The sequence below is a fragment of the Neisseria sp. Marseille-Q1983 genome (assembly GCF_018224585.1).
Lineage (GTDB): Bacteria > Pseudomonadota > Gammaproteobacteria > Burkholderiales > Neisseriaceae > Neisseria > Neisseria polysaccharea.
The window spans coordinates 1-21,553 of the sequence record NZ_JAGTUI010000036.1 but is presented as its reverse complement, the minus strand read 5'-3'; the positions used below and the strand labels follow the sequence as shown (position 1 = coordinate 21,553).

Sequence of the window (21,553 nt, the reverse complement as noted above, 5' to 3'; positions counted from 1 at the left end):
GATGGTGCCAACGTTTACGTGCGGTTTGCTACGTTCGAATTTTTCCTTAGCCATGGCAATATCCTATATATCTAAGCTTTAAAGAAATGAATAATCGAGAGATGGTGCCCATGGGCAGATTTGAACTGCCGGCCTCTCCCTTACCAAGGGAGTGCTCTACCCCTGAGCTACATGGGCCTAATTGTTGGAGCGGGTGAAGGGAATCGAACCCTCACCGTAAGCTTGGAAGGCTTCTGCTCTACCATTGAGCTACACCCGCATTACTCGCTACTGCTCCAAGTAAGAATTTTGGTGGAGGGAGAAGGATTCGAACCTTCGAAGCTTTCGCAACAGATTTACAGTCTGCCCCCTTTGGCCGCTCGGGAATCCCTCCAAAAGAGAACGCTAGTTTATTAGCGGCTTGCTTTTCCGTCAAGTTTTTTTTTGATTTTATTTCAAAACAGACATAATTTGATGTTTTAAAGAAGAATTTATTTAAACTGGATAATCTTTTCGTATTTCGCCATCAACTCGTCATGCGTTTCGGGATGTTCTTCGTCAATCAGGATGCAGTCCACCGGGCAAACCTGCTGGCACTGCGGTTCATCGTAGTGTCCGACGCACTGCGTGCAGAGGTTGGGGTTGATTTCGTAAATTTCCTCGCCTTGCGAGATGGCATCATTGGGGCATTCGGGTTCGCATACGTCGCAGTTGATGCACTCGTCGGTAATAAAAAGCGACATTTCTTTTCCTTTTACACTAAATTATCAAAACCGGTCGGGCGCGGATTATAGCACAAGGTTTTTTTGAACCGGACGGTTGCAAACGAATGTTTACAACTCGGAAATGATTATCAAAGCGCATATTATTCAGCCACTTGGAAAACCCTTAATTCAAATGTACTCTGCCCCGATTTCCCCTCTCTATACTCCGACAGCCAATCAGGTTTGTCCGGCTGCCTGCCTGCCTCGATATAGACATATGCGCCGTCATTCAGGCGTGTGCCCAATGCATTGAAAAGACTTTCCCAACTTTGCCACGCAAACGGCGGATCAAGGAAGACGACATCGAATTTCTCTTTTAGGTTTGCCAAATAGGCAATGCCGTCCGAACAGACGGTTTGCACCTGACCCAAACCCAGTTCGCGGCTGTTTTTCTCAAGGGTTTGTACCGTTTGACGGTTGTTGTCTGCAATCACGACCCGTTTTGCATTACGCGAAGCGGCTTCCATACCGAGTGCGCCGCTGCCTCCGAAGAGATCCAAAACCGTTTTGCCCGTCAAATCCTGTCCCAGCCAGTTAAACAGCTTTTCACGCACGCTGTCGGGGGTTGGGCGCAGCCCGTCTGCGGATGCAAAACTCAATTTCCTGCCCCGGCATTGCCCGCCGATAATGCGTACCCGGTTGCTGTGTTTGGTATGTTTGCCTGCCGCCATAATCAAAAGCCTGTAAGTTCAAACGGTATTATACAAGACCTGTCAAAGAATATGCCGTCTGAAAACTTTTTTCAGACGGCATATCTGTTTAAACGGTTTCGGTCAGCTTGCGGAGCAGCTCGATTTCTTTGTCTTTTTGCTCCAACATTTCTTTACAGTGTTTTAATTCCATTTTTAACAAATCCAGCTTTACCGATGCATCCTGAGCGGTATAGATTGCAAATTCCCCGCTGTTGGTATCCACATCGTTAATCTGCAACACCATCCCGCCGCCGCCCGATTTGAGCAAGTCCCACATATCGATTTTGAAAATCTGAGCCAACTGCTCCAAACGCGGGATATTCAACTGCGTTTCGCCACGTTCGATTTTGGCATACCCGCCTGCCGACATCGCCAGCTTTTCCGCCATATCCTCCTGCGACCATTTGTTCAATTCGCGCATCAGGCGGATTTTTTCGTGGGTTTCCATGGGTTGAACTTTCTATGTAGGTAGTTGAATTATCGGGACAGATTTTAAACTTTAGCTGACTGGCGGGCAACTCTCTTTTTGAATAACATTAACTTGCAAGACATTACATATATATACACATATGTACATCGTCTTGCAATGTTGTTGCAGATTACACGCTCATCCCTAGAAAGAGATAGCATTCCAATAAATTATTATGAGGTAAACATGAAAAAATTTATCTTGCTTGCAATTTTAAGCTTGACCGCATCAACTTCTTATTCAGCCAATTTAAGCACAGACTATTCCGTATGGAATGCAAAAGCCCCAGAAGTCAATTCCAAAGCAAATTTACATGGCATCAGTTTGGAATACTTAGGCAACGCTGAGTCATCCCCTGCTAAAGGATGGTATGTCCGCACCCAATACAGCACTGGGAAAATTACTGAAAACTCAGCAACCGGTAAAGTTAAAATTACCGAATTGGACGGCGGTTATAAGTACCCGATTATTGAAGGAAAGGCTGCTTATTTAAGCGGGAAGGCAGGAATAGGCTTCGCATACACAACAGTTAAAGCAAATGCCGTATCTGACAGCGTATCCCATATTACCCTTCCCGTCAGTCTCGAAGTGGGGCTTAAAGTTTCCCCCAAATTAACCGTAGCGGCAAACGCAGGCTATAAAATCGCTTGGGAACTCAGCGGTGGCTCGACCTGCCACGACGGCTGGCACAGCCTCAGCCAAGGACAGGGAACCTGTTCGTATCATGGCGGCGTTGCGGAAACCCATAAAGAAAAAATCGGAACGGCGCGGGGTGCAACTTTCGGCTTGGGCTTGAAATATTCGTTTGACTGATTCTCTTGCAATAAAGCACTAGAGTTGTTGAAACAAATATTGAAACTTTCTAATTTACAAAATGCCGTCTGAAACCCCTTTCAGACGGCATTTTCTTTCATCTCAATCCCAACCGCTTCACTCTTTCGGTGCAGGCGGTTCGATCTGTTCTTTCCAGCCGCATTCTTTTTGCGGGCAGACTTTTTCCACGCCCCAGCGTTTGGTGGTTTTGATGGTTAAAACCGGCCAATGGCAGTTCGGGCATTCTTCGGCGACGGGCGGATTCCAGGTGGCGTAGTTGCAGTCGGGATAAGTGCTGCAACTGTAAAAAAGTTTGCCGTAGCGGGATTTGCGCTCGACGAGGTTGCCTTTTTTGCATTGCGGACACTGGACGCCGGTATCTTTCGGTTTTTCCAGCGGCTCGACGTGTTTGCATTTGGGATAGTTGGCGCAACCGATGAATTTACTGCCGGTGCGGCTGTATTTGTACACTAGGCGACCGCCGCATTTGGGACACTCGCGCCCGTCAAGTTCGGCTTGTTCTGCTTCCGCTTTGGCGATGCGTTCGGCAGCTTCTTCGGCGGTTTCGTTGACGTTGCGGGTGTAGCTGCACTCGGGATAACCGGCGCAGGCAACGAAACGACCCATTTTGCCGAACTTGATTTGCAGTTTGTGTTCGCCGCATTTCGGGCAGGTTTCGTCGAGTTCCTGCGTGGTAAATTTGGCGCGTTCGATGCCCTCTTTTTCTTCCACTTGCTTGATAAACGGCTTCCAGAATTTATCCATCACGGGAATCCATTGGCGTTTGCCATTGGCAATCTCGTCAAGCTGGTCTTCGAGTTTGGCGGTGAAGTGGTAATCGACGTATTGGGCGAAGTGTTCGGTCAGGAATTTATTGACGATGTCGCCTGTATCGGTGGGCATGAAGCGTTTTTGCTCAAGGGTAACGTATTCGCGGTCTTTGAGCGTGGAGATAATGCTGGCGTAGGTCGAGGGGCGGCCGATGCCGTATTCTTCGAGGGCTTTAACCAGTGTGGCTTCGTTGTAGCGCGGCGGCGGAGTGGTAAAGTGTTGTTCGCCGTAAAGTTTATCCACGGGCAATTTGTCGCCTTCGCTCATTTCGGGCAGTTTTTTGCTGTCTTCACTCTCTTCGTCGTCGCTGCTTTCTTCGTAAACGCTAAGGAAGCCTGCGAAGGTTTGCACTTGTCCGGTTACGCGGAATACGCCTTTGCCGACGGTAATATCGACGGTAGTTTGGTCGAATTTGGCGGGCGTCATCTGACAGGCGACGGTGCGTTGCCAAATCATCTGATAGAGTTTGAACTGGTCTGCGCTCAGGAAAGGTTTGACGCTTTCGGGCGTGCGGTACACGGAAGTCGGACGGATGGCTTCGTGGGCTTCTTGGGCGTTTTTGGATTTGGTTTTGTATTGTTTGGCGGCACTCGGCAGATATTCTTTGCCGATTTTGTTTTCGATGTAATGGCGGATTTCGGTTAACGCTTCATCCGCCAAATTCACGCTGTCGGTACGCATATAGGTAATCAAACCGATGGCACCCTGCCCTACGTCTATACCTTCGTAAAGCTGCTGGGCGGTACGCATGGTGCGGTCGGTGGTGAAGCCGAGTTTGCGCACGGCATCCTGCTGCATGGTGGATGTGGTGAACGGCGCGGCGGGATTGCGGCTGCGCTTTTTCTTTTCAATGGCGGTAACGACGGCCTCTTTGCCTTCGAGTTCTTTCAACACATCGGCTTGCGCGGCCTCGTTCGGCAGGTCGAATTGTTCGAGTTTCGCGCCGTTGTATTGGACGAGTTTGGCGGTAAACTTGCTGCGGCCTTTGTGGCTGTCGAGATGTACCGTCCAATATTCCTGCGCTTCAAACGCGCGGATTTCGTTTTCACGTTCGCAAATCAGGCGCAAAGCAGGGCTTTGTACACGGCCTGCGCTCAAACCGCGACGGATTTTTTTCCACAACAATGGCGAGAGGTTGAAACCGACCAAATAGTCCAAAGCGCGACGGGCTTGTTGCGCATCCACCAAGTCCATTTCGATTTCGCGCGGATGGGCAACGGCGTCGAGCACGGCGTTTTTGGTGATTTCGTGGAACACGACACGCTGCGGCTTGATGTTTTTCAGGCCGCGTTTGGATTTGAGGATTTCCAAAAGATGCCAGGAAATGGCTTCGCCTTCCCTATCCGGGTCGGTTGCGAGGTAGATGTTTTCGGCTTCTTTGGCTCCGGCGACGATGGCATCGACGTGTTTGGCGTTGCGTTTTATCAGCTCGTATTTCATGGCGAAATCCTGATCCGGATTGACCGCGCCGCTTTTGGGAACAAGGTCGCGGACATGTCCGTAGGACGCGAGGATTTCAAAATCGCCGCCCAAATATTTTTTCAGGGTTTTGGCTTTGGATGGGGATTCGACGATTAATAGGTTTTTCGCCATGTGTTTCCTCTGGTAATAAATGTCTCGGTTCCGGTATTTCAGACGGCAGGTTAGCAGGATAATGCCGTCTGAACCTGTTTCAGTTCATAGTAGGTTTGTTATCGAGCAAGAGTGCGCTCATCAGCTCGTCGCCGACCAACACGGGCAGCTCGCTCTTGTTTGCCCATAAAAGCAGCAGGGTCAGCACTTTGGCGGTATCTACGGTAATTTCGTCGCCCGGAATGTGCATGAGCGCGTGAATGATGATTTCCCGCTGTTCGCAGCTTACGGCTTTTTCTTCAATCAGATACTGCATCAGCCCCATCACTTCCTGCGGCAGATTGTCGGTTTCTTCTTTGCTGTATACGCGTAATGCGCCGCTGTCAGCAGGTTCGGCGGAAAATTCGGAGCTGTTGAGCAGTACTTCCATCATCATCAGGGTGTTGCCGATTTCCATGGTATCGAAACCCGCTTCTTCGAGCAGCATACCCAAGTCTTCGGGCGGCGGACAGGTATCGAAATCTTGGAAATGTTCGATGAGGTAGGCGATGACTTCGGTCATTCATGTTCCTTAAATTATGCGTTCAGGTTCGGATACGCTGGTATCTTCCGCCGGGCATGGCGGCAATGCTGCCGTCCAGTTCCAATTCCAACAGTTCGGCGTATAAGTCTGCGGCAGGCATACCCAACTGCTCGGCAAGCACATCCGGATGAACCGGGTCGAAACCCATCCTGTCCAAGATACCGCCGCCGACGGGTCGGCCCGCCGTCTTTTCAGACGGCATTTTGCCTTCAGGCAGAGACGGCTGGTCGGATGCCGTCTGAACGGCAGTGATGCGCTTTTCAGGTATTCCTTTATTTATAGAATATGATGAAGCACCCTCATTTTGCAAGAGCCGCGGACACTCATGAAGGATGTCGTCCAGGCATTCCACCAATTTTGCGCCGTCTTTAATCAGTTTGTGGCAGCCTTTACTGTGTGGATTGTCTATCGAACCGGGTACCGCCATCACTTCGCGCCCCATCTCCGCCGCCAATCTGGCAGTAATCAGCGAACCGGATTCCAACGCGGCTTCAACCACCAGCGTTACTTGCGACAGGGCGGCAATCAGGCGGTTGCGGCGCGGAAAATTGCCGGCATACGGCCGCGTACCGATGGGAAACTCGCTGACAATCAATCCTTTTTCGGCGATTTCATAGGCAAGGTTTTTATTGGACGGCGGGTAAATGCGGTCTATACCCGTCCCCCACACGGCGATGGTGCCGCCTTCTGCCTGCAACGCGCCCTGATGGGCGGCGGTGTCGATGCCCGAAGCCATACCCGACACAACGGGAATGCCTTTCCCACCCAACGCCCTGCCGAAATCTTTGGCAATCCGCATCGCCTGCGGCGTGGCATAGCGGCTGCCGACGATGGCGGCGGAAGGCTTGTGCAGCAGCCGCACGTTGCCGCGCAAAAACAAAACCGGCGGCGCGGTTATACCCTGAGTCAGCATTTCAGGAAAATCATCATCCCGCAGCAGCATCAGACGGCATCCGTCCCGCATTTCCCATTCCAATGCCGCTTCGGCCGCCTGCCGCACCAAGGCGCGTTTTTCCGCATTGCGCCAAGCCTCAAGCGCCTGCTTGTGCCGCACCGCCGGGGCAACCTGTTCCGCCGGTGCGGACAGGGCGCCTGACGCGCTGCCGAAACGGCGCAGCAGCAGCAGGAAACTTTCTGCGCCGATATAGGGCGTAAACGCCAATTGCAGCCACGCGAAACGTTCGTCCTCTGTCATAAAATCCGTCCCCTTACGATTTCAGACGGCATTTGCACCAAATGCCGTCTGAACACAGAAGCCCGCAGCCGGAAAACCGGCCGTCCGGGCCTATTCTTCGGTTTTTTCCCCCGCACGGCGCGAAACGCCGATGCCGAGCTGTTTGAGTTTGCGGTAAAGGTGCGTGCGTTCCAATCCGACTTTCTGCGCCACTTGGCTCATATTTTGACCTTCTTGGGCGATGTGGTACTCGAAATAACGCCGCTCCACCGCCTCCCTCAATTCGCGCAGGGGCAGGTTGAAGTCGAACCCGCACGCCATATGCCCCGTTCCGTCGTCAGGCGCGCCGCGCCCCAGTGCCGAAGAAGCCGCGCCGATACCGATTTCCTGCCCGTCCGCTTCCAGCAGCAGCGTTGTGACGACGTTTTGCAACTGCTCGAAATTCCCCGGCCAGTCGTAACGGGACAATACGGCCAGCGCATCTTCACCGAATGCGGCAGGCGTGATTTTTTGGCTTTCCGCCACATTGCAGGCAATCCCCTGTATCAGGAAGGGAATGTCTTCGTGCTGCATACGCAGGGGCGGGATGCGGACGGCCGAATCCGGCGGGAAACCTGCCGCTTTTTCTTCGCCCCCGCCGTCCGAACCCGCCGGCCGGCCGTACGCTGCGACCAGCCTGACGCGGCAGCGTTCCGCCTTGCCGGCGATAAAGGCGATGCCGTCCCGGATGTTGCGTCCGTATCGCGCGATGTCGCCCGCATATAAGACACCGCCTTCCGCCTTTTTCAGCAGCTCCATCGGCATATCGGCCAGATATTCCGCCTTTGCCGGAATGACCCACGGCGTGCCGTTTTTATGGAAATAGCGCGCCACGGTTTCAAACGGCGAACCCGCCTCGCCCGTCAGGAGGACGGGAGATGTACGTTTTGCCGCCGCCCCGACTTCGCGGTTCATTTCCTGGATTGCCGCGCTGCTGCCCAGCTTGTCGAACACGGGGCCCTCTTCCGCCTGCGCCGCGCCGTGCTTCAACGCGTTTTCGACCGCAGACAGCAGTTTTTGCAGGGAAATCGGTTTTTCCAAAAAATCGATCGCGCCGATTTTGGTCGCCTCCACGGCGGTATCGATGCTGGCGTGCCCGCTCATCATCACCACCGGCATATTGAGCTGCCCGTTTTTCGACCACTCCTTCAAAAGGGTGATGCCGTCGCAATCGGGCATCCAAATATCCAGCAGCACCATCGCGGGGCGCGCCTGATGGCGCAGCTTGCGCGCCTCTTCGGCATTTTCCGCCAATGCGACCGAATAACCTTCGTCCTGCAGGATTTCCGACAGCAGGTCGCGGATGCCGATTTCGTCGTCTACAATTAAAATATCGCTGCTACGCATAAGTTTCTACCGTTTTTGGCAAGATGATTCTGACACACGCGCCACCCGCATCCTGATTGCTCAGGCTGATGCGGCCGCCGTGTTCTTCAATGATTTTTTTCACCACGGGCAGTCCCAATCCCGTTCCCGCCGGTTTGTCCGTCACATACGGCTCGAAGGCATTGTGCAGCATTTCCCTGCCGAACCCTTTGCCGTTGTCGCAAACCGTCAGGACAATCCGACCGTCCTGCCCTGTTTCCGATTTTACCCTGACTTCGGGTATATCGGCTTCTTCCGCCGCTTCGGCGGCATTTTTGAAAATATTGTGCAGCACCTGCCGCATAGCGGTCGTATCCGCCGCCACCATCAGCGGTTCTCCGGCAAGTTCCGCCTCAAACCTGCACGGACCGGCCTCATACAATGCCAACACATCGCCGATTAAGGCGTTTAAATCCTGATTTTCCAGTTTGAGCGAAGGGGCGCGCGCGTAATTGCGGAATGCTTCGACCATTTCTTTTAACGCCGCCACCTGTTTGATGATGGTGTCGGTCGAACGCGTCAGGATTTGCGCATCCTGCTCATCCAGTTTCCCGTCCAATTTCCACGCCAGACGTTCGGCGGAAAGCTGGATGGGCGTGAGCGGATTGCGGATTTCGTGTGCCAGCCGCTTCGCCACTTCGCCCCACGCGGCTTCTTTTTGCGCGTGTATCAAAACGGTGATGTCGTCAATCACCATCACCACGCCGTTGCCGTTGTCTTCGGGCAATACCGTCGCCTTGCCCAGCAGGATTTTGGCATCGTCCGGCGCGGCATATTCCACCTGGACCGGTTTGTCCGTACCTGCCGCCGCGCCGATGGCGGCAAACACTTCGGCAAGCAGGGACTGCTGCGCCGAAACGCCGTGCCAACCGTGCCGGCTGCTGCCCCACAGGGGGGCGAGCGGCATCCCCAAAATCTGTTCCGCCGCTTTGTTAAAGGTTTTCAGACGGCCTTGTTCGTCAAACACCACCACGCCCGTGGTCAGCCCCTCCAACACGCATTCGAGATAATGTCTGGCGGCTTCCTCGCGCCTCCTGTTGCGCTCGTCCGCTTCTTTGGCGATGGACAACTGCTCGGTCATATGGTTGAACAGTTTGGTCAAACGCCCGAACTCATCATTGCGTAAAACAGGACGGGTTTGGCTGAAATCGCCTTGCGCCACCGCCTTCGCCCCCTCGGCAAGCGATAGGACGGGTTCGACGAAACGGCGGGCGAAATACAGCGCCATCACCAGTGCAAGAAAAATCGACAGCAGCGAGGCAATCAGCAGGGTTGCCAGGAAAAAGGTCTGCAAACCTTTTTTGCTGTAACTCAACTCGGCATATTTCGCCCGCGCCTTTTCGATTAAGACGGCATCCTCTGCCACGTCTTTGGGAATCGGCTGGCGGAAAAACAAGGCGTAATCGCGCCCGTTGTGCGTACCCGCCGACAGCCAACCCTGCGCGTACAATACGCCGCCTATGCTTTCCAAATCCCTGACCGAACCCGCCTGTTGGATTTTTTCCCAACGCGCCTTATCCGGAAACGGCTGATCGAGCTTGTGCGGGTTGATGCTTTTTTCGATTTTGCCGCTTGCGGCATTGTAAAGGGACAACTGGGTAAAGCTGCCGGCATAATGTTCCAGCACCCTGCCCATATCCCCGGGCAGGGAAGCCGCGCCGATGAGGTCTATCTGCACGGGGACGGCGTTGCCGAGGGCGTTGTCTGCCGCCAGGTTCAATGCGGACTTGCTTAAATTGAGGCTGCGTTCGAGGGCTTCGTGGGTATCGTTGCCGAACCACGAATTAATCGTGCCGTTGATAAACTGTGCGGAAACGCCGAACAGAAACACGCCGGGCAGTACGGCGACCAGCGTGAACATCCCGGAAAGGCGTTTGGCAATCTGCGAACCGAATACGCCGTCGCGCCTGTCTTTCAACAGCAATATGACATAACGCGCCAAAACGGCGGACAACACCAGCAGCAGCATTGCGCTGAACGCGACTATCCACCAGAAATAATCCGCCAACGAACTGGTGCTGCCGGTTGCCGCCGTCAGTCCGTACAACAGGACAACGGCGCATATGGCTGCGATCAGTAGAAAACGGCGCATTATTTGTTCCCGATGATGTTTAGAGGTTTCCAACCCGAATCCAAATGCCAGTTTTGAGAAGTCAATGCGTTGATTTGGAAAGGCTTGGGCAGTTTTGAAGTGGACAGCAGCAGGCGGATTTCCGCCTTGGTTTCCCCTGCTTCCGCACCGGACAACGCGCCTTTGTTCAGGACTTTCCAGTTGGCAACCGCGCCGGTCGCACGCAATGCCGCACCCAAAGTGTCGTAGTCTGTCGAAAACGCGCCGACGGTAACGCGGTAGCGGTTGGTCAGCGGATGGAAACTCAGTTTGTAGTCAATATTGTCGTCATCGCCAATCAGTTGCCCCAATTTAAACCGATAAGAAGCGATTGTCGGGGCGGAAAGCTGCCAGCTTAAGGTAAAGTTGAGCGGCACGCCCCGGCGCAACGCCTGTTGGAGCTGGTCGGGCAGCTCGGTTTGGAAGCGGCTGCTGATGGAAAGCCGTCCGCCGTCGGTTATCCTCGCTTCGGCGCGGGTCGCGGCAATGCCCTCCGCCACCGCGTCCGGCAAAACGGAAAGCAGCGGCAGCAGCACAAACCATTGTTTAATGCTTTTGAATAAGCGCGTAATAAAAGCCATCTTGGTGTTTGTTCGGTAAAAGCACCCGCGATTCGATCGGTTCGGCACCGTTATGGCGGCTGAGGAATTTTTGCAATTGCCCGTCGTTTTCTTCGACGAACACGGAACAGGTGGCAAGCAGCATTCTGCCGCCCTGTTTCAGCGTCTGCCAAAGTGCGTCCAGCAGGACTTCCTGCTGGCGGGCGGTTTTGAGCGCGTCGGTCGGACGGCGCAGCCATTTCACGTCGGGATTGCGCCGCGCCACGCCGGAAGCGGTGCACGGCACGTCGGCAAGGATTGCGTCGAAAGGCTTTCCATCATACCACGCCGCCAAATCCCGCGCATCGGCACACGCCGCCGATGCCGTCTGAAAGCCCAGACGCGTAATATTGTCTTCCACCCGTTTCAGACGGCCTGCATCGATGTCCAAGGCGGTAACGCGGCAATCCGCCAGTTCCAAGATATGCCCCGTCTTGCCGCCCGGCGCGGCGCACGCGTCCAAAATCCGTTCGCCGTCTTTCGGGTTTAACAAATACGCCGCCTGCTGCGCGCCGAAGTCCTGTACCGAAACGATGCCGTCTGAAAAACCGGGCAGGCGGTTCACCGGCACGGCTTCTTCCAACGTAACCGCATATTCGTCCAACGCCTTAGCCGCGATACCTTCCGCCACCAGTTTTTCCAAATAGCTTTCGGCATTGCCGTGTCGGCGGTTGACGCGCAACGTCATCGGCGGATGGGATTGCAGCGCGGCAGTGATGTTGTGCCAGTGTTTCGGATAATGGTTTTTCAAGTAAGCCACCCACCACAGCGGCAGGTTGTGTTTCGCCACATCGTCTTTTTTGCAGGAAGCCGCCAATTTTTCACGTTCGCGCAAAAAGCGGCGCAAAACCGCGTTGGAAAACGAACGGTACTGCCCGCGCCCGATTTTGGCTATGCTCTCCACTGCCTCATTGACCACGGCGTGGGGCGCGTTGCGCGTGTAATGCAGCTGGTACAACGCCGCCAAAAGCAGGCTTTCGAGCTGCGGATTGCCAATCGGTTTTTTCAGCATCTGCGCGAGCATATGTTTCAAACTGCCCAAATAACGCTGGCAGCCGTAGGCGATGTCCTGCAACGCGCCGTTTTCCTGCGCCGTAAGATCGGGATGCGCGGTGCGGATTTGCGCCAACACGTCCTGAAGGTTACGTCCTTCGGCAACTGCCGCAATGCTGTCGGCGGCAAGTTTTTGGGCAAGTGCCATACTCATATTATGTGATTCGCTTTCTTCAACTGATGGTTTCAGACGGCATTCCCGTTTGCGGTTCAAGATGCCGTCTGAAGGAATTTACAGCTTTGTCCCTGCTTCAATAGACCGTCCCGCCGCAAACGCCGCGATATTCATACGCCTGCCGCCGGCAGGCTGCAATTCGGTAATCTTCAGCGCGTTTTCGCCGCAGGCAACGACCAAACCGTCCGCCGAATAGGACAACACTTCGCCTGCCGTGCCTTGTTGCGCCACCACTTCCGCCCGCCGGATTTTCATCGGCTTGCCCTGATATTCGACCCACGCGGCAGGCACCGGGTTGAAGGCGCGGATTTTGCGTTCGATAACCGCCGCGCTTTCGCTCCAATCGATACGCGCTTCTTCTTTGCTTAGTTTTTGGGCGTAAGTAACACCTTCTTCGGGCTGTTTGACCGCGTTCAGACGGCCTTTGCTTTGAAGCTGTTGCAAATCGGCAACAACCGCCGCCGCACCGATTTCCATCAGCGCGTCGTGGACTTCGTTGGCGGTATCGGTAGGTTGGATGGCGTAGCGGTGTTCGCTGACCACGCCGCCGGTGTCCAAACCGGCATCCATCCGCATAATGCACACGCCGGTTTCGGCATCGCCGGCCTCAATCGCGCGCTGAATCGGCGCCGCGCCGCGCCAACGGGGCAGCAACGAAGCGTGGATGTTGAGGCAGCCGTGTTTCGGCGTATCCAACACTTCCTGCGGCAGAATCAAACCGTAGGCGGCAACCACCATTACGTCTGCCTCGATCTCTTTGAGCATTTGCAGGGCTTCGGCGTTGTTGCGCAGTTTTTCGGGCTGTGCCACGCGCAAACCGAGTTCCAGCGCGGCTTGTTTGACGGGCGGGGCGGTCAGTTGCATACCGCGCCCTTTAGGGCGGTCGGGCTGGGTCAGCACCAGCGGGATTTCAAAACCGGCGGCGGCAACGGCTTTTAAGGCGGCGGCGGCAAAATCGGGCGTTCCGGCGAAGATGACTTTCATATCGTGTCCTAATGTGCGCGGGGTGTGTCGCGATGCCGTCTGAAAACGCCGCAGCGTTCAGACGGCATGGCAAAACAGGTCAAATCGTATGTTTCTGACGTTTTTTCAACTTGGTCTTAATCCGGCTCTGCTTGAGCTGCGACAGGCGTTCGACAAACACAATGCCCATCAGGTGGTCCAACTCGTGCTGCACGCAAATCGCCAGCAAGCCGTCCGCCTCCAGCGTGAACTTTTCGCCTTTTTCGTTCAAAGCCTCGACCTTGACGCGTTCGGCGCGGGTTACGGTGTCGTAAATGCCCGGCACCGACAGGCAGCCTTCTTCGTAAGTGGTTTCGCCGTCTTTTTCGACAATGACGGGGTTGATGAACACGCGCGGTTCGCTGCGGTCTTCGGTTAAATCCATCACGACCACGCGCTCGTGCACATCGACCTGCGTCGCCGCCAGCCCGATACCGCGCGATTCGTACATCGTTTCAAACATATCGGCAACCAGCTTCCGGACGCGCTCGTCGACTTGTTCGACAGGCTTTGCCACCGTGTGCAGACGCTCGTCGGGATATTGGAGGATGTTCAGTAAAGCCATAATTTTCTCTTTCCTTCGGCGGATACGCCGCCTGTTTTTCATAATTACCGTGATGGTGCAGATAATTCGATGTTAAAATGCGAAACATTTATTATCACGCGGCACGTCCCGAAAAGACCGCCGCCGCTTTTTCCAACCCAATCAGGCAAGACAAACCGAAATTTATCAGATAAGGGGAACGGTTATGCAACGTCGTATTATAACCCTGCTCTGCGCGGCAGGTATGGCATTCTCAACACAAACTTTGGCGGCAAATCTGAAGGTGCGCCCGAACGCGCCGCAACGCTACACAGTCAAACAGGGCGACACCCTGTGGGGCATTTCGGGCAAATACCTGTACAGCCCGTGGCAATGGGGCCGCCTGTGGGGTGCGAACCGCAGCCAAATCCACAATCCCAACCTGATTTATCCGGGTCAGGTTTTGGTGTTGCGCTACGTTAACGGCGAACCGCGCCTCAGCCTGGAACAGACAGACAACATCCCCGTCGTCAAAATGAGTCCGGATAAAGAAGTGTCCGGATACGGTATTCCCGCCATCGATGTCAACTTCTACCGCATCTTTATGCAGCACCCGCAAATCGTCTCCCGCAAAGAAACCGCTGCCGCGCCGCGCCTGCTCTCGGGTCCGGAAGGCAGGCTGCTGTACACCAAAGGCACCAGGGTTTACACCAAAGGCCTGAAAGAACCGGGCCGCTACCTGACCTACCGTATCAATAAAAACATCACCGATCCGGATACGGGTAAATTCCTCGGGCAGGAAGTCGCATTCGGCGGCATCGTGCGCTCCCTCGACTATACCGACTCCGCCCTCGAACAACGCTCGAAACAGGCTGAAGAACGGCTGAAAGACAACGAATACTATACCCGCACCCATCCTCTGATTACCCCGCTGCGTACCCATTCGATACAGCCGCTGGTGGTCGAAACCGCCATTTCCGAAATACAGCAGGGCGACTACCTGATGAAAATGCCGGAAGACACCGACCGCTTCAATATGGTGCCGCACGAGCCCTCCCAACCGGTTCAGGCGAAAATCGTTTCCGTGTTTGAAGGCGTGAGAATCGGCGGACAGTTCAAAACCATTACGATAGACAAAGGCGAGGCGGACGGTTTGGACAAAGGCGCGGTTTTGAGCCTCTACAAACGCAAGAAAACGATGCAGGTCAACCTCTCCAACAATCTGGCAGAAGAACCCAAAAGCAGGGATACCGTCGAACTGATTTCCACTCCTGCCGAAGAAGTGGGCTTGGCAATGGTTTACCGCACCTCCGAACACCTGTCGTCCGCCATCATTCTGGAAAACATCTCCGATATTTCCGTAGGCGACACCGCCGCCAATCCGGGACGGGATTTGGACAATATGCCGGATCAGGGCCGCGCCCGCGTCGATTCCGACCCTTTCCAATAACCCCTCGGCAACAATGCCGTCTGAAGGCTTCAGACGGCATTTTTTATTTAGACTGCATTTTCATATCCCGTTGATGCAAAACCCTGATTTAGTCGGACAAAATGCCTTTTATCTGATGGGACCGGTTTCCGCCCGAACGGAAATCAGCGGCTTGCCCTTGCAGACAGACGGAAGTAACCGGGTATCCAAATCCAATCTTGCCGCTTTGCCGCCGCCCCCTGAAAAAATGCCGTCTGAAGCCTTCAGACGGCATTGTTGCCGGAAAAAGCCGCCGCGCCGCCGGTGCGCGCCCCATACATCGGGACACCTTCAATAAAATATCCGTTTGGACTTTTCCGGCGTTTTCGAGATTTCCCTCAACGCCTGATTGAGCGCGCCCAAATCCAACGCCGTTTCCGAACGGCAGGCATCGCCGAAGATGTTTTTATATTCCGCCGTCAGTTTCAGCATCCCTTTGAACGCGCGCCCTTCCAAAGCCGCCGACAACTCGAAAATATCGGCGAACACGCGCCCGTAGGTTTCGCCCGAGGCAACCGCGTCCGTCCCCAATGCGAACATATCCATTTTTGCCAACTCGGCGGCAATCGTGCGCGCGTCTTCGTCGTCGGGCAGCACTTCTGCCTTGAACCTGACCTGCTCCGCCATCCCTTTGCCGTGGTTTTTGACCAGCAGGGCGAGCATTTGCGGCTTGTGTTCCAAGTGTTGCAAAGAAGCGTGCAGGACGGGGTGTATGCTTTCGTTCTGTATCATTTTTTCGCGGTAGAACTTTTCCGCCTTAGCCTTTGAACGCGCCGACACGAACGCCCACGCCAGCCACACCAGCGCGACGGCGGACAATGCGGACAGAAGCGGAGGCAGCTCTTCAGTATAGGCTTTCTGACTGAACCAGACTTGCGCGGTCAAAAAACCGGCAAAGAAAATCAAAACATAAAGTATCGGTGCGAAACGGCTTTGGACAGAAGCGTGCATCATCATTCCATTTCAGATTGGCAAAACAGGCGGCAGACGAAATGCCGCCCGCTCGGTTTAAGGGAATCCGTCAGGCTTCCGCCACCGAATCCCGGCTGTAGGTTTTTTCGCAGTAATGGCATTTCAGCCGCGTCTGCCCGTTGTGTTTTTTAACATAAAACCGGCTTTTGACCGGCTCGCCGTGGCCGGCGCAATTCGTGTTCGGACAGCGGAACACTTCGGCGATTTCGTCGGGCAGGTTCAAATGCCGCTTCTGCACGACCTTGAAATTGTCGATGGTGTTGACCACCGCTTCGGGGGCGAACAGGGCGAGGCGGTCGGCGGCTTTGTCGTCCAAGCACACGCCTTTGATTTTGATGATGTCTTTGCTGCCTTGGGTTTTGCTGGGCAGGTTGAAGCCCACGGTTACCGCGTTACCGTAGTGCAAAAGTTTGAACTGGCGCAGGATGGTCAGCCCCCTGCCGGCGGGAATATGGTCGATAACCGTACCTTTTTCAATGGCTTCGACACTGAGTTTCGGGGTTTCCATATCGGTTCCTCACACTTCTTCGTTCAACACCAGCGACAATATCGCCATACGCGCATAAACGCCGTTGGTCGCCTGCTCGAAATAATAGGCGTGCGGCGTGGCATCGACATCAGGATGGATTTCGTCCACGCGCGGCAGGGGGTGCAGCACGCGCAGGTTCGGTTTGGCGCGGGCGAGCATAGACGCTTCGAGGTTGAATTTGCCTTGGATTTTGGCAAATTCCTGTTCGTCGAAACGTTCGCGCTGGACGCGGGTCATATACAGGATGTCCGCCCATTCCGCCGCCTCTTCCAAACTGCCGAGGGCGCGGTATCGGCAGCCGGCTTCTTCCAACTCTTCGGTAATATAGTCGGGCATCGCGAGGCTGGGCGGCGAGACGAAGGCAAATTCGCAGCCCCAGCGTTTCAACGCCTGACAAAGCGAATGCACGGTGCGCCCATATTTCAAGTCGCCTGCCATCGCGATTTTGAGCTTGTCCAAACGCCCCTGCGTTTCATAAATCGTTACCAGATCCAACAAGGTCTGACTGGGGTGCTGGTTCGTGCCGTCGCCGGCGTTGATGACGGGGACGCGCGAAAACTCCGCCGCCACGCGCGCCGCGCCGTCTTTGGGATGGCGCTGGATGATTGCGTCGGTGTAGCCGGAAATGATGCGGGCGGTATCGGCAAGCGTCTCGCCTTTTTTGGCACTGGTATTCGCGCCGTCCGAGAAACCGATAACTTTGCCGCCCAAACGCTGCACCGCCGTTTCAAACGACAGCCTCGTGCGCGTGGACGGCTCGAAAAAGCACGAACCGATAAGTTTGCCTTCCAACAAATCGCCGCGCGGATGCGCCTTCAGCTTCAATGCCGTCTGAAGCAGGCATTCCAACTGTTCGCGCGACAAATCCGAAATGGAGATGATGTGCTGTCTGTAAAGCGGATTAGGCATTTTTGCCCCCTTCCGTAAAAAACCCGCGTCAGGCGGGTATCCGGTTATACGTCGTCCACGCCGCCCGTATGTTTGCGGAACAGCTTCGCAAAAGCGGCAATACGGCGCGTATTATCGCACATTTGCCGCCGCAAAGTTTTACCGCACGAATCCCGTACTTTTCAGACGGCATATCCAAACACGCCCGCATAAGCATAAGGTATAATCGCGCCAGACATTTCTTTTCAGGAAGCCGCCATGTTAGTCTGCAACCCCTACGAAGTCGTCATCCACGGCACAACGAGTTCCGGCAAGATTTTCCGCCCCAGCGACTGGGCGGAACGCCTGTGCGGCATCCTGTCCTCGTTCACCAAAGACAACCGCCTCTCCTACTCGAAATGGGTGCGCCCCATGCTGGTGGACAACATCCGCTGCGTCGCCGTCGATAAAAAACTGGAAACCGACAACCCCCAAATGTTCCGCTTCCTGATGGACTTTGCCGCCGACAACGACCTGCGCGTCATCGACTGCAAAGCCCTGCTCGAAGAACGCGAACAGGGCGGACAAAACGGCCCCGCCGACGAACGCGTCCTGCTGGCACAGGCAATCGAAGAAAAACACGCCGCCGAAAAAGCACAGGAACAGACCGCCTCGGGCGCATCCTACGTTTTGCGCGAAATCGGCGCGGACGACACCGCCACCGCCTTTGCAGCCTTGAGCGTTTTGCGTTCCGCCCTGACCGACATCAACCGCTTTACCGAACAAATCAACAAAATCCAACGCCCCCAAGGCTACCGCCTGCTGGGTATTTTTGAAGAAGGCAAACACAACGCCGTCGCCGTCTGCGGCTTCCGCGAAGCCTGCACCCTCGCCGGCGGCCGCCACATCCACATCGACGACATCGTTACCCTGCCGCAAAGCCGCCGCAAAGGCTACGCCTCACGCCTTTTGGAAGAAGTCCGCAAAATCGGCGCGGAAACAGGGGTAACCAAAATCCACCTCAACGTCCACGTCAACCACGACCGTGCCGACGCGCACCGCCTGTATTTCAAAAACGGTTTTGAAATCTGCGCCTACCACTTCCGTTGCGACCCAAAATGAAAACACTCATCCTCATCTGCACCCTGTCGGCACTCGCCGCCTGCGCCACCCCGTCCGGACAAGGCGGCACTCAGGTTTACGGCGAAATCAAAGCCGGTATCGAAACCCGGCACGCCCACTGAAAAATGCCGTCTGAAGCCCTTTCAGACGGCATTTTAAAATATGCGCCCTATCCGTCCGCCTTGCCCGTACTCCCTGACTTTGCCGCCCTGCCCGATGCCGTCTGAAGCCTGAACCGCCCCACCAGCCCGATGCCGCACGACACCGCCGGAAAGGGCATACACAAAGCCGTCAGCACATAACGCGCATTGCCCGTATTGACCACGTCCGCGCCCTTCAGCAGCAGCGGCAGCGCGTTCGCCCACTCCCACAGCGAAGGCGCGCTGAACGCCAATACCGCCACCAGCCCCAACATCCGGAACACCCCGATTTCCAACACCTGCCGCCGCCGCACCGAACGGTTGAGCAGAAACACAACCGCCAACCCGAAACAGACCACAGCCGCCATACCGCCGTTGGCGACAATCTGCAAACTGTTGAACGCAATATCGGGCGTAACCGCCAACACGCCTTCCGAATCCGGCACGGCACGCTGCAAATCCAAACCCTGCAACACGTTCAACACAAAACCGTAGATCAAATCAAAAAACACCACGCCTATCGGCAAAGCACTCAAAACCCGCCACATCTTCCTGTCCGACCAACCATTCAAAACTTTCATTTTACCCGACCGCGCAAGCCGCCGAACAAAAAATAAATTTAGCCTAAATCATAAAACCGTGTAATTTTGCGCCAAAAAAGGCGGTTTGCAGGTAAAATATCAAACCATTAATTTAAATCATATTTTTACAGAATATTCCGCCGCGTTCATCAAATGGACATCAAACCGGTTCCAAATTTCTGTAATTTTGCAACAAAATACCGCAAAACACCCGATTGAGACCGAAAGGACTTTCATATGAACCAGACAAGCCGCGATCTGACCCGCATCAGCCACAACACTAAAATCGTCGCCACCCTTGGGCCGGGCAGCAATAACGTCGAACTGTTGGAAGATATGATCCGCGTCGGCGGCCTGAACGTCGTCCGCTTCAACTTCAGCCACGGCACGCCCGAATTCCATCAAGAAAACGCCCGCATCGTGCGCGAGGCGGCAAAACGCGCCGGACAGGAAATCGCCATCATTGCCGACCTGCAAGGGCCGAAAATCCGCGTGGGCAAAATCGCCGGCGGCGGCATTGAATTGAACAAAGGCGAAACGCTGGTACTGGATGCCGCGCTTGAAGGCGAAGGCACGCGCGAGGCGGTCGGTTTGGACTACCGCGACCTGCCCGACGACGTTACCGCAGGCGACGTATTGTGGCTGGACGACGGCCTGCTGACCCTGACCGTGGAATCCGTCGAAGGCAGCAGGATTATCACAAGGGTGGAAAACAGCCACGTCCTGAAAAGCAACAAAGGCATCAACAAACGCGGCGGCGGTCTGTCCGCAGGCGCGTTGACCGAAAAAGACTTCCGCGACCTGAAAACCGCGATTGCTATCGGTTGCGACTACCTCGCCATCAGCTTTGTGAAATCCGCCGAAGATTTGCACATCGCGCGCGCCAAAGTCGAAGAAGAAATGAAGGGCAGCACTGCCGTGCGCCCCGGTTTGGTTTCCAAAATCGAACGCGTGGAAGCGATTGAAAACTTGGACGAAATCATCCTCGCTGGCGACGGTATTATGGTTGCGCGCGGCGACTTGGCGGTCGAAGTCGGACACGCCGCCGTCCCCGCCCTGCAAAAACGGATGATCCGCCGCGCCCGCGAGTTGCGCCGCTTCAGCATTACGGCGACGCAAATGATGGAATCGATGATTACCAACCCCGTGCCGACCCGCGCGGAAGTCAGCGATGTGGCAAACGCGGTATTGGACGGTACCGATGCGGTGATGTGTTCCGCCGAAACCGCCGTCGGCGCGTATCCGTTTGAAACCGTCAGCCAAATGGCAATTATCTGCGCGGCTGCGGAAAAAGAGCAGGATTCGCTCAACGGCGTTGCCGAACAGGCGGAGTATCCCGAAGCGGTCAGCACCAACCTGGCGGTTGCCGGCGGCGCGGTCAGCGTGGCGCGCGCGGTTCACGCCAAAGCCATCGTCGCCCTGACCGAAAGCGGCTCGACCGCCTTTGAAATCAGCCGCCACAACATCACCCTGCCGATTTTCGCGCTGACCCCGAGCGTTTCCGCCCAACGCCGTATGGCGATGTACCGCGGCGTGCGCCCGCTGATTTTGGCAACCAGCACCGACCACGACACGGCGTTGAACGAAGTCGAAACCATGCTGGTGGAACACAACATCCTGCATTCCGGCGACCAATACATCATCACCAGCGGCTCGCAAATGCGCGAATCCGGTTCGACCAACACACTGGAAGTGCTGCGCGTCAAATAATCCGCCCTGAGTGGAAAATGCCGTCTGAAGCCGATGCCCGAAGCTTCAGACGGCATTTTTTGCGGCGGCGCGGCGGTTCGGGCAAACTGAAAAAATTGTGCAAATTCGGCAACGTGGTATAGAATTGAGTGTCTATACTAAAGCGAAACAAGGCATTTAACTGCCTTTTTTATTTGTCTGCCCTTTTACGGAAACTGAAATGACCCCTTCCACACTGAAAAAAACCGTCCTGCTGCTCGGCACTGCCTTTGCCGCCGCATCCGCACAAGCCTCCGGCTACCACTTCGGCACACAGTCGGTCAATGCGCAAAGTACGGCAAATGCCGCCGCCGCAGAAGCCGCCGACGCATCGACCATCTTCTACAACCCCGCCGGTCTGACCAAACTCGACAGCAGCCAGATTTCCGTCAACGCCAACATC

The 21,553-nt window shown here is 55.1% G+C and carries 22 protein-coding genes, 3 tRNA genes and 1 pseudogene; 7 read left to right on the top strand and 19 right to left on the bottom strand.

The window, feature by feature from the left end:
• Nucleotides 1-102: 102 nt before the first annotated feature.
• The 6 genes from KEM39_RS08650 to KEM39_RS08625 all read right to left on the bottom strand — a co-directional run bounded on the left by KEM39_RS08650 (nucleotide 103) and on the right by KEM39_RS08625 (nucleotide 1,883).
• Nucleotides 103-177 (bottom strand) — tRNA-Thr (locus KEM39_RS08650).
• 8 nt (nucleotides 178-185) lie between these two features.
• Nucleotides 186-259, bottom strand: a tRNA-Gly gene (locus tag KEM39_RS08645).
• Between the two features lie 30 nt (nucleotides 260-289).
• Nucleotides 290-373: transfer RNA gene (locus tag KEM39_RS08640), tRNA-Tyr, on the bottom strand.
• A gap of 97 nt (nucleotides 374-470) precedes the next feature.
• A complete protein-coding gene (locus tag KEM39_RS08635) occupies nucleotides 471-722 on the bottom strand; it encodes a YfhL family 4Fe-4S dicluster ferredoxin (RefSeq protein ID WP_002215364.1) in 252 nt (83 codons plus the stop codon).
• Nucleotides 723-844: 122 nt separating this feature from the next.
• Nucleotides 845-1,414 (bottom strand): 16S rRNA (guanine(966)-N(2))-methyltransferase RsmD, encoded by a 570-nt coding sequence (gene rsmD, locus KEM39_RS08630; protein WP_118997348.1) that lies wholly within the window; start codon nucleotides 1,412-1,414, stop codon nucleotides 845-847.
• 88 nt (nucleotides 1,415-1,502) lie between these two features.
• A complete protein-coding gene (locus KEM39_RS08625; RefSeq protein WP_002215356.1) occupies nucleotides 1,503-1,883 on the bottom strand; it encodes a helix-turn-helix domain-containing protein in 381 nt (126 codons plus the stop codon).
• Nucleotides 1,884-2,090: 207 nt separating this feature from the next.
• Here KEM39_RS08625 and KEM39_RS08620 point away from each other — a divergent pair, with 207 nt between their 5' ends.
• Entirely contained in the window at nucleotides 2,091-2,717 is a 627-nt protein-coding gene (locus KEM39_RS08620; protein WP_118997347.1) for a hypothetical protein, read from the top strand.
• A gap of 117 nt (nucleotides 2,718-2,834) precedes the next feature.
• On the opposite strand, the gene topA is transcribed toward KEM39_RS08620, so the two are convergent.
• The 9 genes from topA to def all read right to left on the bottom strand — a co-directional run bounded on the left by topA (nucleotide 2,835) and on the right by def (nucleotide 13,785).
• The gene (topA, locus tag KEM39_RS08615; protein WP_211709834.1) at nucleotides 2,835-5,141 is read right to left on the bottom strand and encodes a type I DNA topoisomerase; all 2,307 of its coding nucleotides are present in this window, start codon (nucleotides 5,139-5,141) and stop codon (nucleotides 2,835-2,837) included.
• 79 nt (nucleotides 5,142-5,220) lie between these two features.
• Nucleotides 5,221-5,682: a DUF494 domain-containing protein gene (locus tag KEM39_RS08610; protein WP_002215351.1), complete on the bottom strand. Its 462-nt coding sequence runs from the start codon at nucleotides 5,680-5,682 to the stop codon at nucleotides 5,221-5,223.
• A 22-nt stretch (nucleotides 5,683-5,704) separates the two neighbouring features.
• The gene (gene dprA, locus KEM39_RS08605; protein WP_118997345.1) at nucleotides 5,705-6,898 is read right to left on the bottom strand and encodes a DNA-processing protein DprA; all 1,194 of its coding nucleotides are present in this window, start codon (nucleotides 6,896-6,898) and stop codon (nucleotides 5,705-5,707) included.
• Between the two features lie 90 nt (nucleotides 6,899-6,988).
• Complete coding sequence (locus KEM39_RS08600; RefSeq protein ID WP_118778591.1) at nucleotides 6,989-8,263, bottom strand: sigma-54-dependent transcriptional regulator; 1,275 nt, start codon at nucleotides 8,261-8,263, stop codon at nucleotides 6,989-6,991.
• The gene (locus KEM39_RS08595) at nucleotides 8,256-10,373 is read right to left on the bottom strand and encodes a sensor histidine kinase (RefSeq protein ID WP_118997344.1); all 2,118 of its coding nucleotides are present in this window, start codon (nucleotides 10,371-10,373) and stop codon (nucleotides 8,256-8,258) included. The genes KEM39_RS08600 and KEM39_RS08595 overlap by 8 nt, the downstream gene beginning before the upstream one ends.
• The gene (locus tag KEM39_RS08590; RefSeq protein ID WP_117377729.1) at nucleotides 10,373-10,972 is read right to left on the bottom strand and encodes a DUF4390 domain-containing protein; all 600 of its coding nucleotides are present in this window, start codon (nucleotides 10,970-10,972) and stop codon (nucleotides 10,373-10,375) included. The genes KEM39_RS08595 and KEM39_RS08590 overlap by 1 nt, the downstream gene beginning before the upstream one ends.
• Nucleotides 10,938-12,197, bottom strand: coding sequence for a 16S rRNA (cytosine(967)-C(5))-methyltransferase RsmB (gene rsmB / locus KEM39_RS08585; protein WP_118997343.1), 1,260 nt, complete (start codon nucleotides 12,195-12,197; stop codon nucleotides 10,938-10,940). Before rsmB ends, KEM39_RS08590 begins: the two co-directional genes overlap by 35 nt.
• Before the next feature lie 78 nt (nucleotides 12,198-12,275).
• Complete coding sequence (gene fmt, locus KEM39_RS08580; protein WP_118997342.1) at nucleotides 12,276-13,202, bottom strand: methionyl-tRNA formyltransferase; 927 nt, start codon at nucleotides 13,200-13,202, stop codon at nucleotides 12,276-12,278.
• 79 nt (nucleotides 13,203-13,281) lie between these two features.
• Nucleotides 13,282-13,785: a peptide deformylase gene (gene def, locus KEM39_RS08575; protein WP_211709833.1), complete on the bottom strand. Its 504-nt coding sequence runs from the start codon at nucleotides 13,783-13,785 to the stop codon at nucleotides 13,282-13,284.
• Nucleotides 13,786-13,969: 184 nt separating this feature from the next.
• Between def and KEM39_RS08570 the strand changes: the two genes are divergently transcribed.
• Both KEM39_RS08570 and KEM39_RS08565 read left to right on the top strand, forming a co-directional pair.
• Nucleotides 13,970-15,193: a LysM peptidoglycan-binding domain-containing protein gene (locus KEM39_RS08570; RefSeq protein WP_118997340.1), complete on the top strand. Its 1,224-nt coding sequence runs from the start codon at nucleotides 13,970-13,972 to the stop codon at nucleotides 15,191-15,193.
• Nucleotides 15,194-15,206: 13 nt separating this feature from the next.
• Nucleotides 15,207-15,509 carry a hypothetical protein gene (locus KEM39_RS08565; protein ID WP_192885360.1) on the top strand — a complete coding sequence of 101 codons (303 nt, stop codon included), beginning with the start codon at nucleotides 15,207-15,209 and terminating at the stop codon, nucleotides 15,507-15,509.
• Here the strand turns inward: KEM39_RS08565 and KEM39_RS08560 are convergent.
• The 3 genes from KEM39_RS08560 to pyrB all read right to left on the bottom strand — a co-directional run bounded on the left by KEM39_RS08560 (nucleotide 15,503) and on the right by pyrB (nucleotide 17,621).
• Nucleotides 15,503-16,168 carry a hypothetical protein gene (locus tag KEM39_RS08560; protein ID WP_118786229.1) on the bottom strand — a complete coding sequence of 222 codons (666 nt, stop codon included), beginning with the start codon at nucleotides 16,166-16,168 and terminating at the stop codon, nucleotides 15,503-15,505. The two genes, KEM39_RS08565 and KEM39_RS08560, sit on opposite strands and share 7 nt — an antisense overlap.
• A 64-nt stretch (nucleotides 16,169-16,232) precedes the next feature.
• On the bottom strand, nucleotides 16,233-16,691 hold the full coding sequence (pyrI, locus tag KEM39_RS08555; protein ID WP_002216215.1) for an aspartate carbamoyltransferase regulatory subunit: 459 nt from the start codon (nucleotides 16,689-16,691) through the stop codon (nucleotides 16,233-16,235).
• A 9-nt stretch (nucleotides 16,692-16,700) separates the two neighbouring features.
• Nucleotides 16,701-17,621, bottom strand: a complete 921-nt coding sequence (gene pyrB, locus KEM39_RS08550; protein WP_118997339.1) for an aspartate carbamoyltransferase — start codon at nucleotides 17,619-17,621, stop codon at nucleotides 16,701-16,703.
• 237 nt (nucleotides 17,622-17,858) lie between these two features.
• On the opposite strand from pyrB, the gene KEM39_RS08545 reads away from it, so the two are divergent.
• Nucleotides 17,859-18,701, top strand: coding sequence for a GNAT family N-acetyltransferase (locus KEM39_RS08545; RefSeq protein ID WP_118997338.1), 843 nt, complete (start codon nucleotides 17,859-17,861; stop codon nucleotides 18,699-18,701).
• Nucleotides 18,698-18,823 carry a hypothetical protein gene (locus KEM39_RS11915; RefSeq protein WP_003707089.1) on the top strand — a complete coding sequence of 42 codons (126 nt, stop codon included), beginning with the start codon at nucleotides 18,698-18,700 and terminating at the stop codon, nucleotides 18,821-18,823. Before KEM39_RS08545 ends, KEM39_RS11915 begins: the two co-directional genes overlap by 4 nt.
• A 47-nt stretch (nucleotides 18,824-18,870) precedes the next feature.
• Here KEM39_RS11915 and KEM39_RS08540 read toward each other — a convergent pair whose 3' ends face one another.
• Nucleotides 18,871-19,422, bottom strand: a complete 552-nt coding sequence (locus KEM39_RS08540) for a hypothetical protein (RefSeq protein WP_118997337.1) — start codon at nucleotides 19,420-19,422, stop codon at nucleotides 18,871-18,873.
• Between the two features lie 237 nt (nucleotides 19,423-19,659).
• On the opposite strand from KEM39_RS08540, the gene pyk reads away from it, so the two are divergent.
• Together pyk and KEM39_RS08530 are read left to right on the top strand one after the other, a co-directional pair.
• Entirely contained in the window at nucleotides 19,660-21,132 is a 1,473-nt protein-coding gene (pyk, locus tag KEM39_RS08535; RefSeq protein ID WP_002218534.1) for a pyruvate kinase, read from the top strand.
• A gap of 199 nt (nucleotides 21,133-21,331) precedes the next feature.
• Nucleotides 21,332-21,553 (top strand): annotated as a pseudogene (locus KEM39_RS08530) (hypothetical protein); the annotation flags it as partial.

Coding starts and splice junctions, on each gene's coding strand:
- KEM39_RS08635 (WP_002215364.1), bottom strand. CDS start 722: ATGTCGCTTTTTATTACCGACGAGTGCATCAACTGCGACGTATGCGAA.
- rsmD (WP_118997348.1), bottom strand. CDS start 1,414: ATGGCGGCAGGCAAACATACCAAACACAGCAACCGGGTACGCATTATC.
- KEM39_RS08625 (WP_002215356.1), bottom strand. CDS start 1,883: ATGGAAACCCACGAAAAAATCCGCCTGATGCGCGAATTGAACAAATGG.
- KEM39_RS08620 (WP_118997347.1), top strand. CDS start 2,091: ATGAAAAAATTTATCTTGCTTGCAATTTTAAGCTTGACCGCATCAACT.
- topA (WP_211709834.1), bottom strand. CDS start 5,141: ATGGCGAAAAACCTATTAATCGTCGAATCCCCATCCAAAGCCAAAACC.
- KEM39_RS08610 (WP_002215351.1), bottom strand. CDS start 5,682: ATGACCGAAGTCATCGCCTACCTCATCGAACATTTCCAAGATTTCGAT.
- dprA (WP_118997345.1), bottom strand. CDS start 6,898: ATGACAGAGGACGAACGTTTCGCGTGGCTGCAATTGGCGTTTACGCCC.
- KEM39_RS08600 (WP_118778591.1), bottom strand. CDS start 8,263: ATGCGTAGCAGCGATATTTTAATTGTAGACGACGAAATCGGCATCCGC.
- KEM39_RS08595 (WP_118997344.1), bottom strand. CDS start 10,373: ATGCGCCGTTTTCTACTGATCGCAGCCATATGCGCCGTTGTCCTGTTG.
- KEM39_RS08590 (WP_117377729.1), bottom strand. CDS start 10,972: ATGGCTTTTATTACGCGCTTATTCAAAAGCATTAAACAATGGTTTGTG.
- rsmB (WP_118997343.1), bottom strand. CDS start 12,197: ATGAGTATGGCACTTGCCCAAAAACTTGCCGCCGACAGCATTGCGGCA.
- fmt (WP_118997342.1), bottom strand. CDS start 13,202: ATGAAAGTCATCTTCGCCGGAACGCCCGATTTTGCCGCCGCCGCCTTA.
- def (WP_211709833.1), bottom strand. CDS start 13,785: ATGGCTTTACTGAACATCCTCCAATATCCCGACGAGCGTCTGCACACG.
- KEM39_RS08570 (WP_118997340.1), top strand. CDS start 13,970: ATGCAACGTCGTATTATAACCCTGCTCTGCGCGGCAGGTATGGCATTC.
- KEM39_RS08565 (WP_192885360.1), top strand. CDS start 15,207: ATGCCGTCTGAAGGCTTCAGACGGCATTTTTTATTTAGACTGCATTTT.
- KEM39_RS08560 (WP_118786229.1), bottom strand. CDS start 16,168: ATGATGATGCACGCTTCTGTCCAAAGCCGTTTCGCACCGATACTTTAT.
- pyrI (WP_002216215.1), bottom strand. CDS start 16,691: ATGGAAACCCCGAAACTCAGTGTCGAAGCCATTGAAAAAGGTACGGTT.
- pyrB (WP_118997339.1), bottom strand. CDS start 17,621: ATGCCTAATCCGCTTTACAGACAGCACATCATCTCCATTTCGGATTTG.
- KEM39_RS08545 (WP_118997338.1), top strand. CDS start 17,859: ATGTTAGTCTGCAACCCCTACGAAGTCGTCATCCACGGCACAACGAGT.
- KEM39_RS11915 (WP_003707089.1), top strand. CDS start 18,698: ATGAAAACACTCATCCTCATCTGCACCCTGTCGGCACTCGCCGCCTGC.
- KEM39_RS08540 (WP_118997337.1), bottom strand. CDS start 19,422: ATGAAAGTTTTGAATGGTTGGTCGGACAGGAAGATGTGGCGGGTTTTG.
- pyk (WP_002218534.1), top strand. CDS start 19,660: ATGAACCAGACAAGCCGCGATCTGACCCGCATCAGCCACAACACTAAA.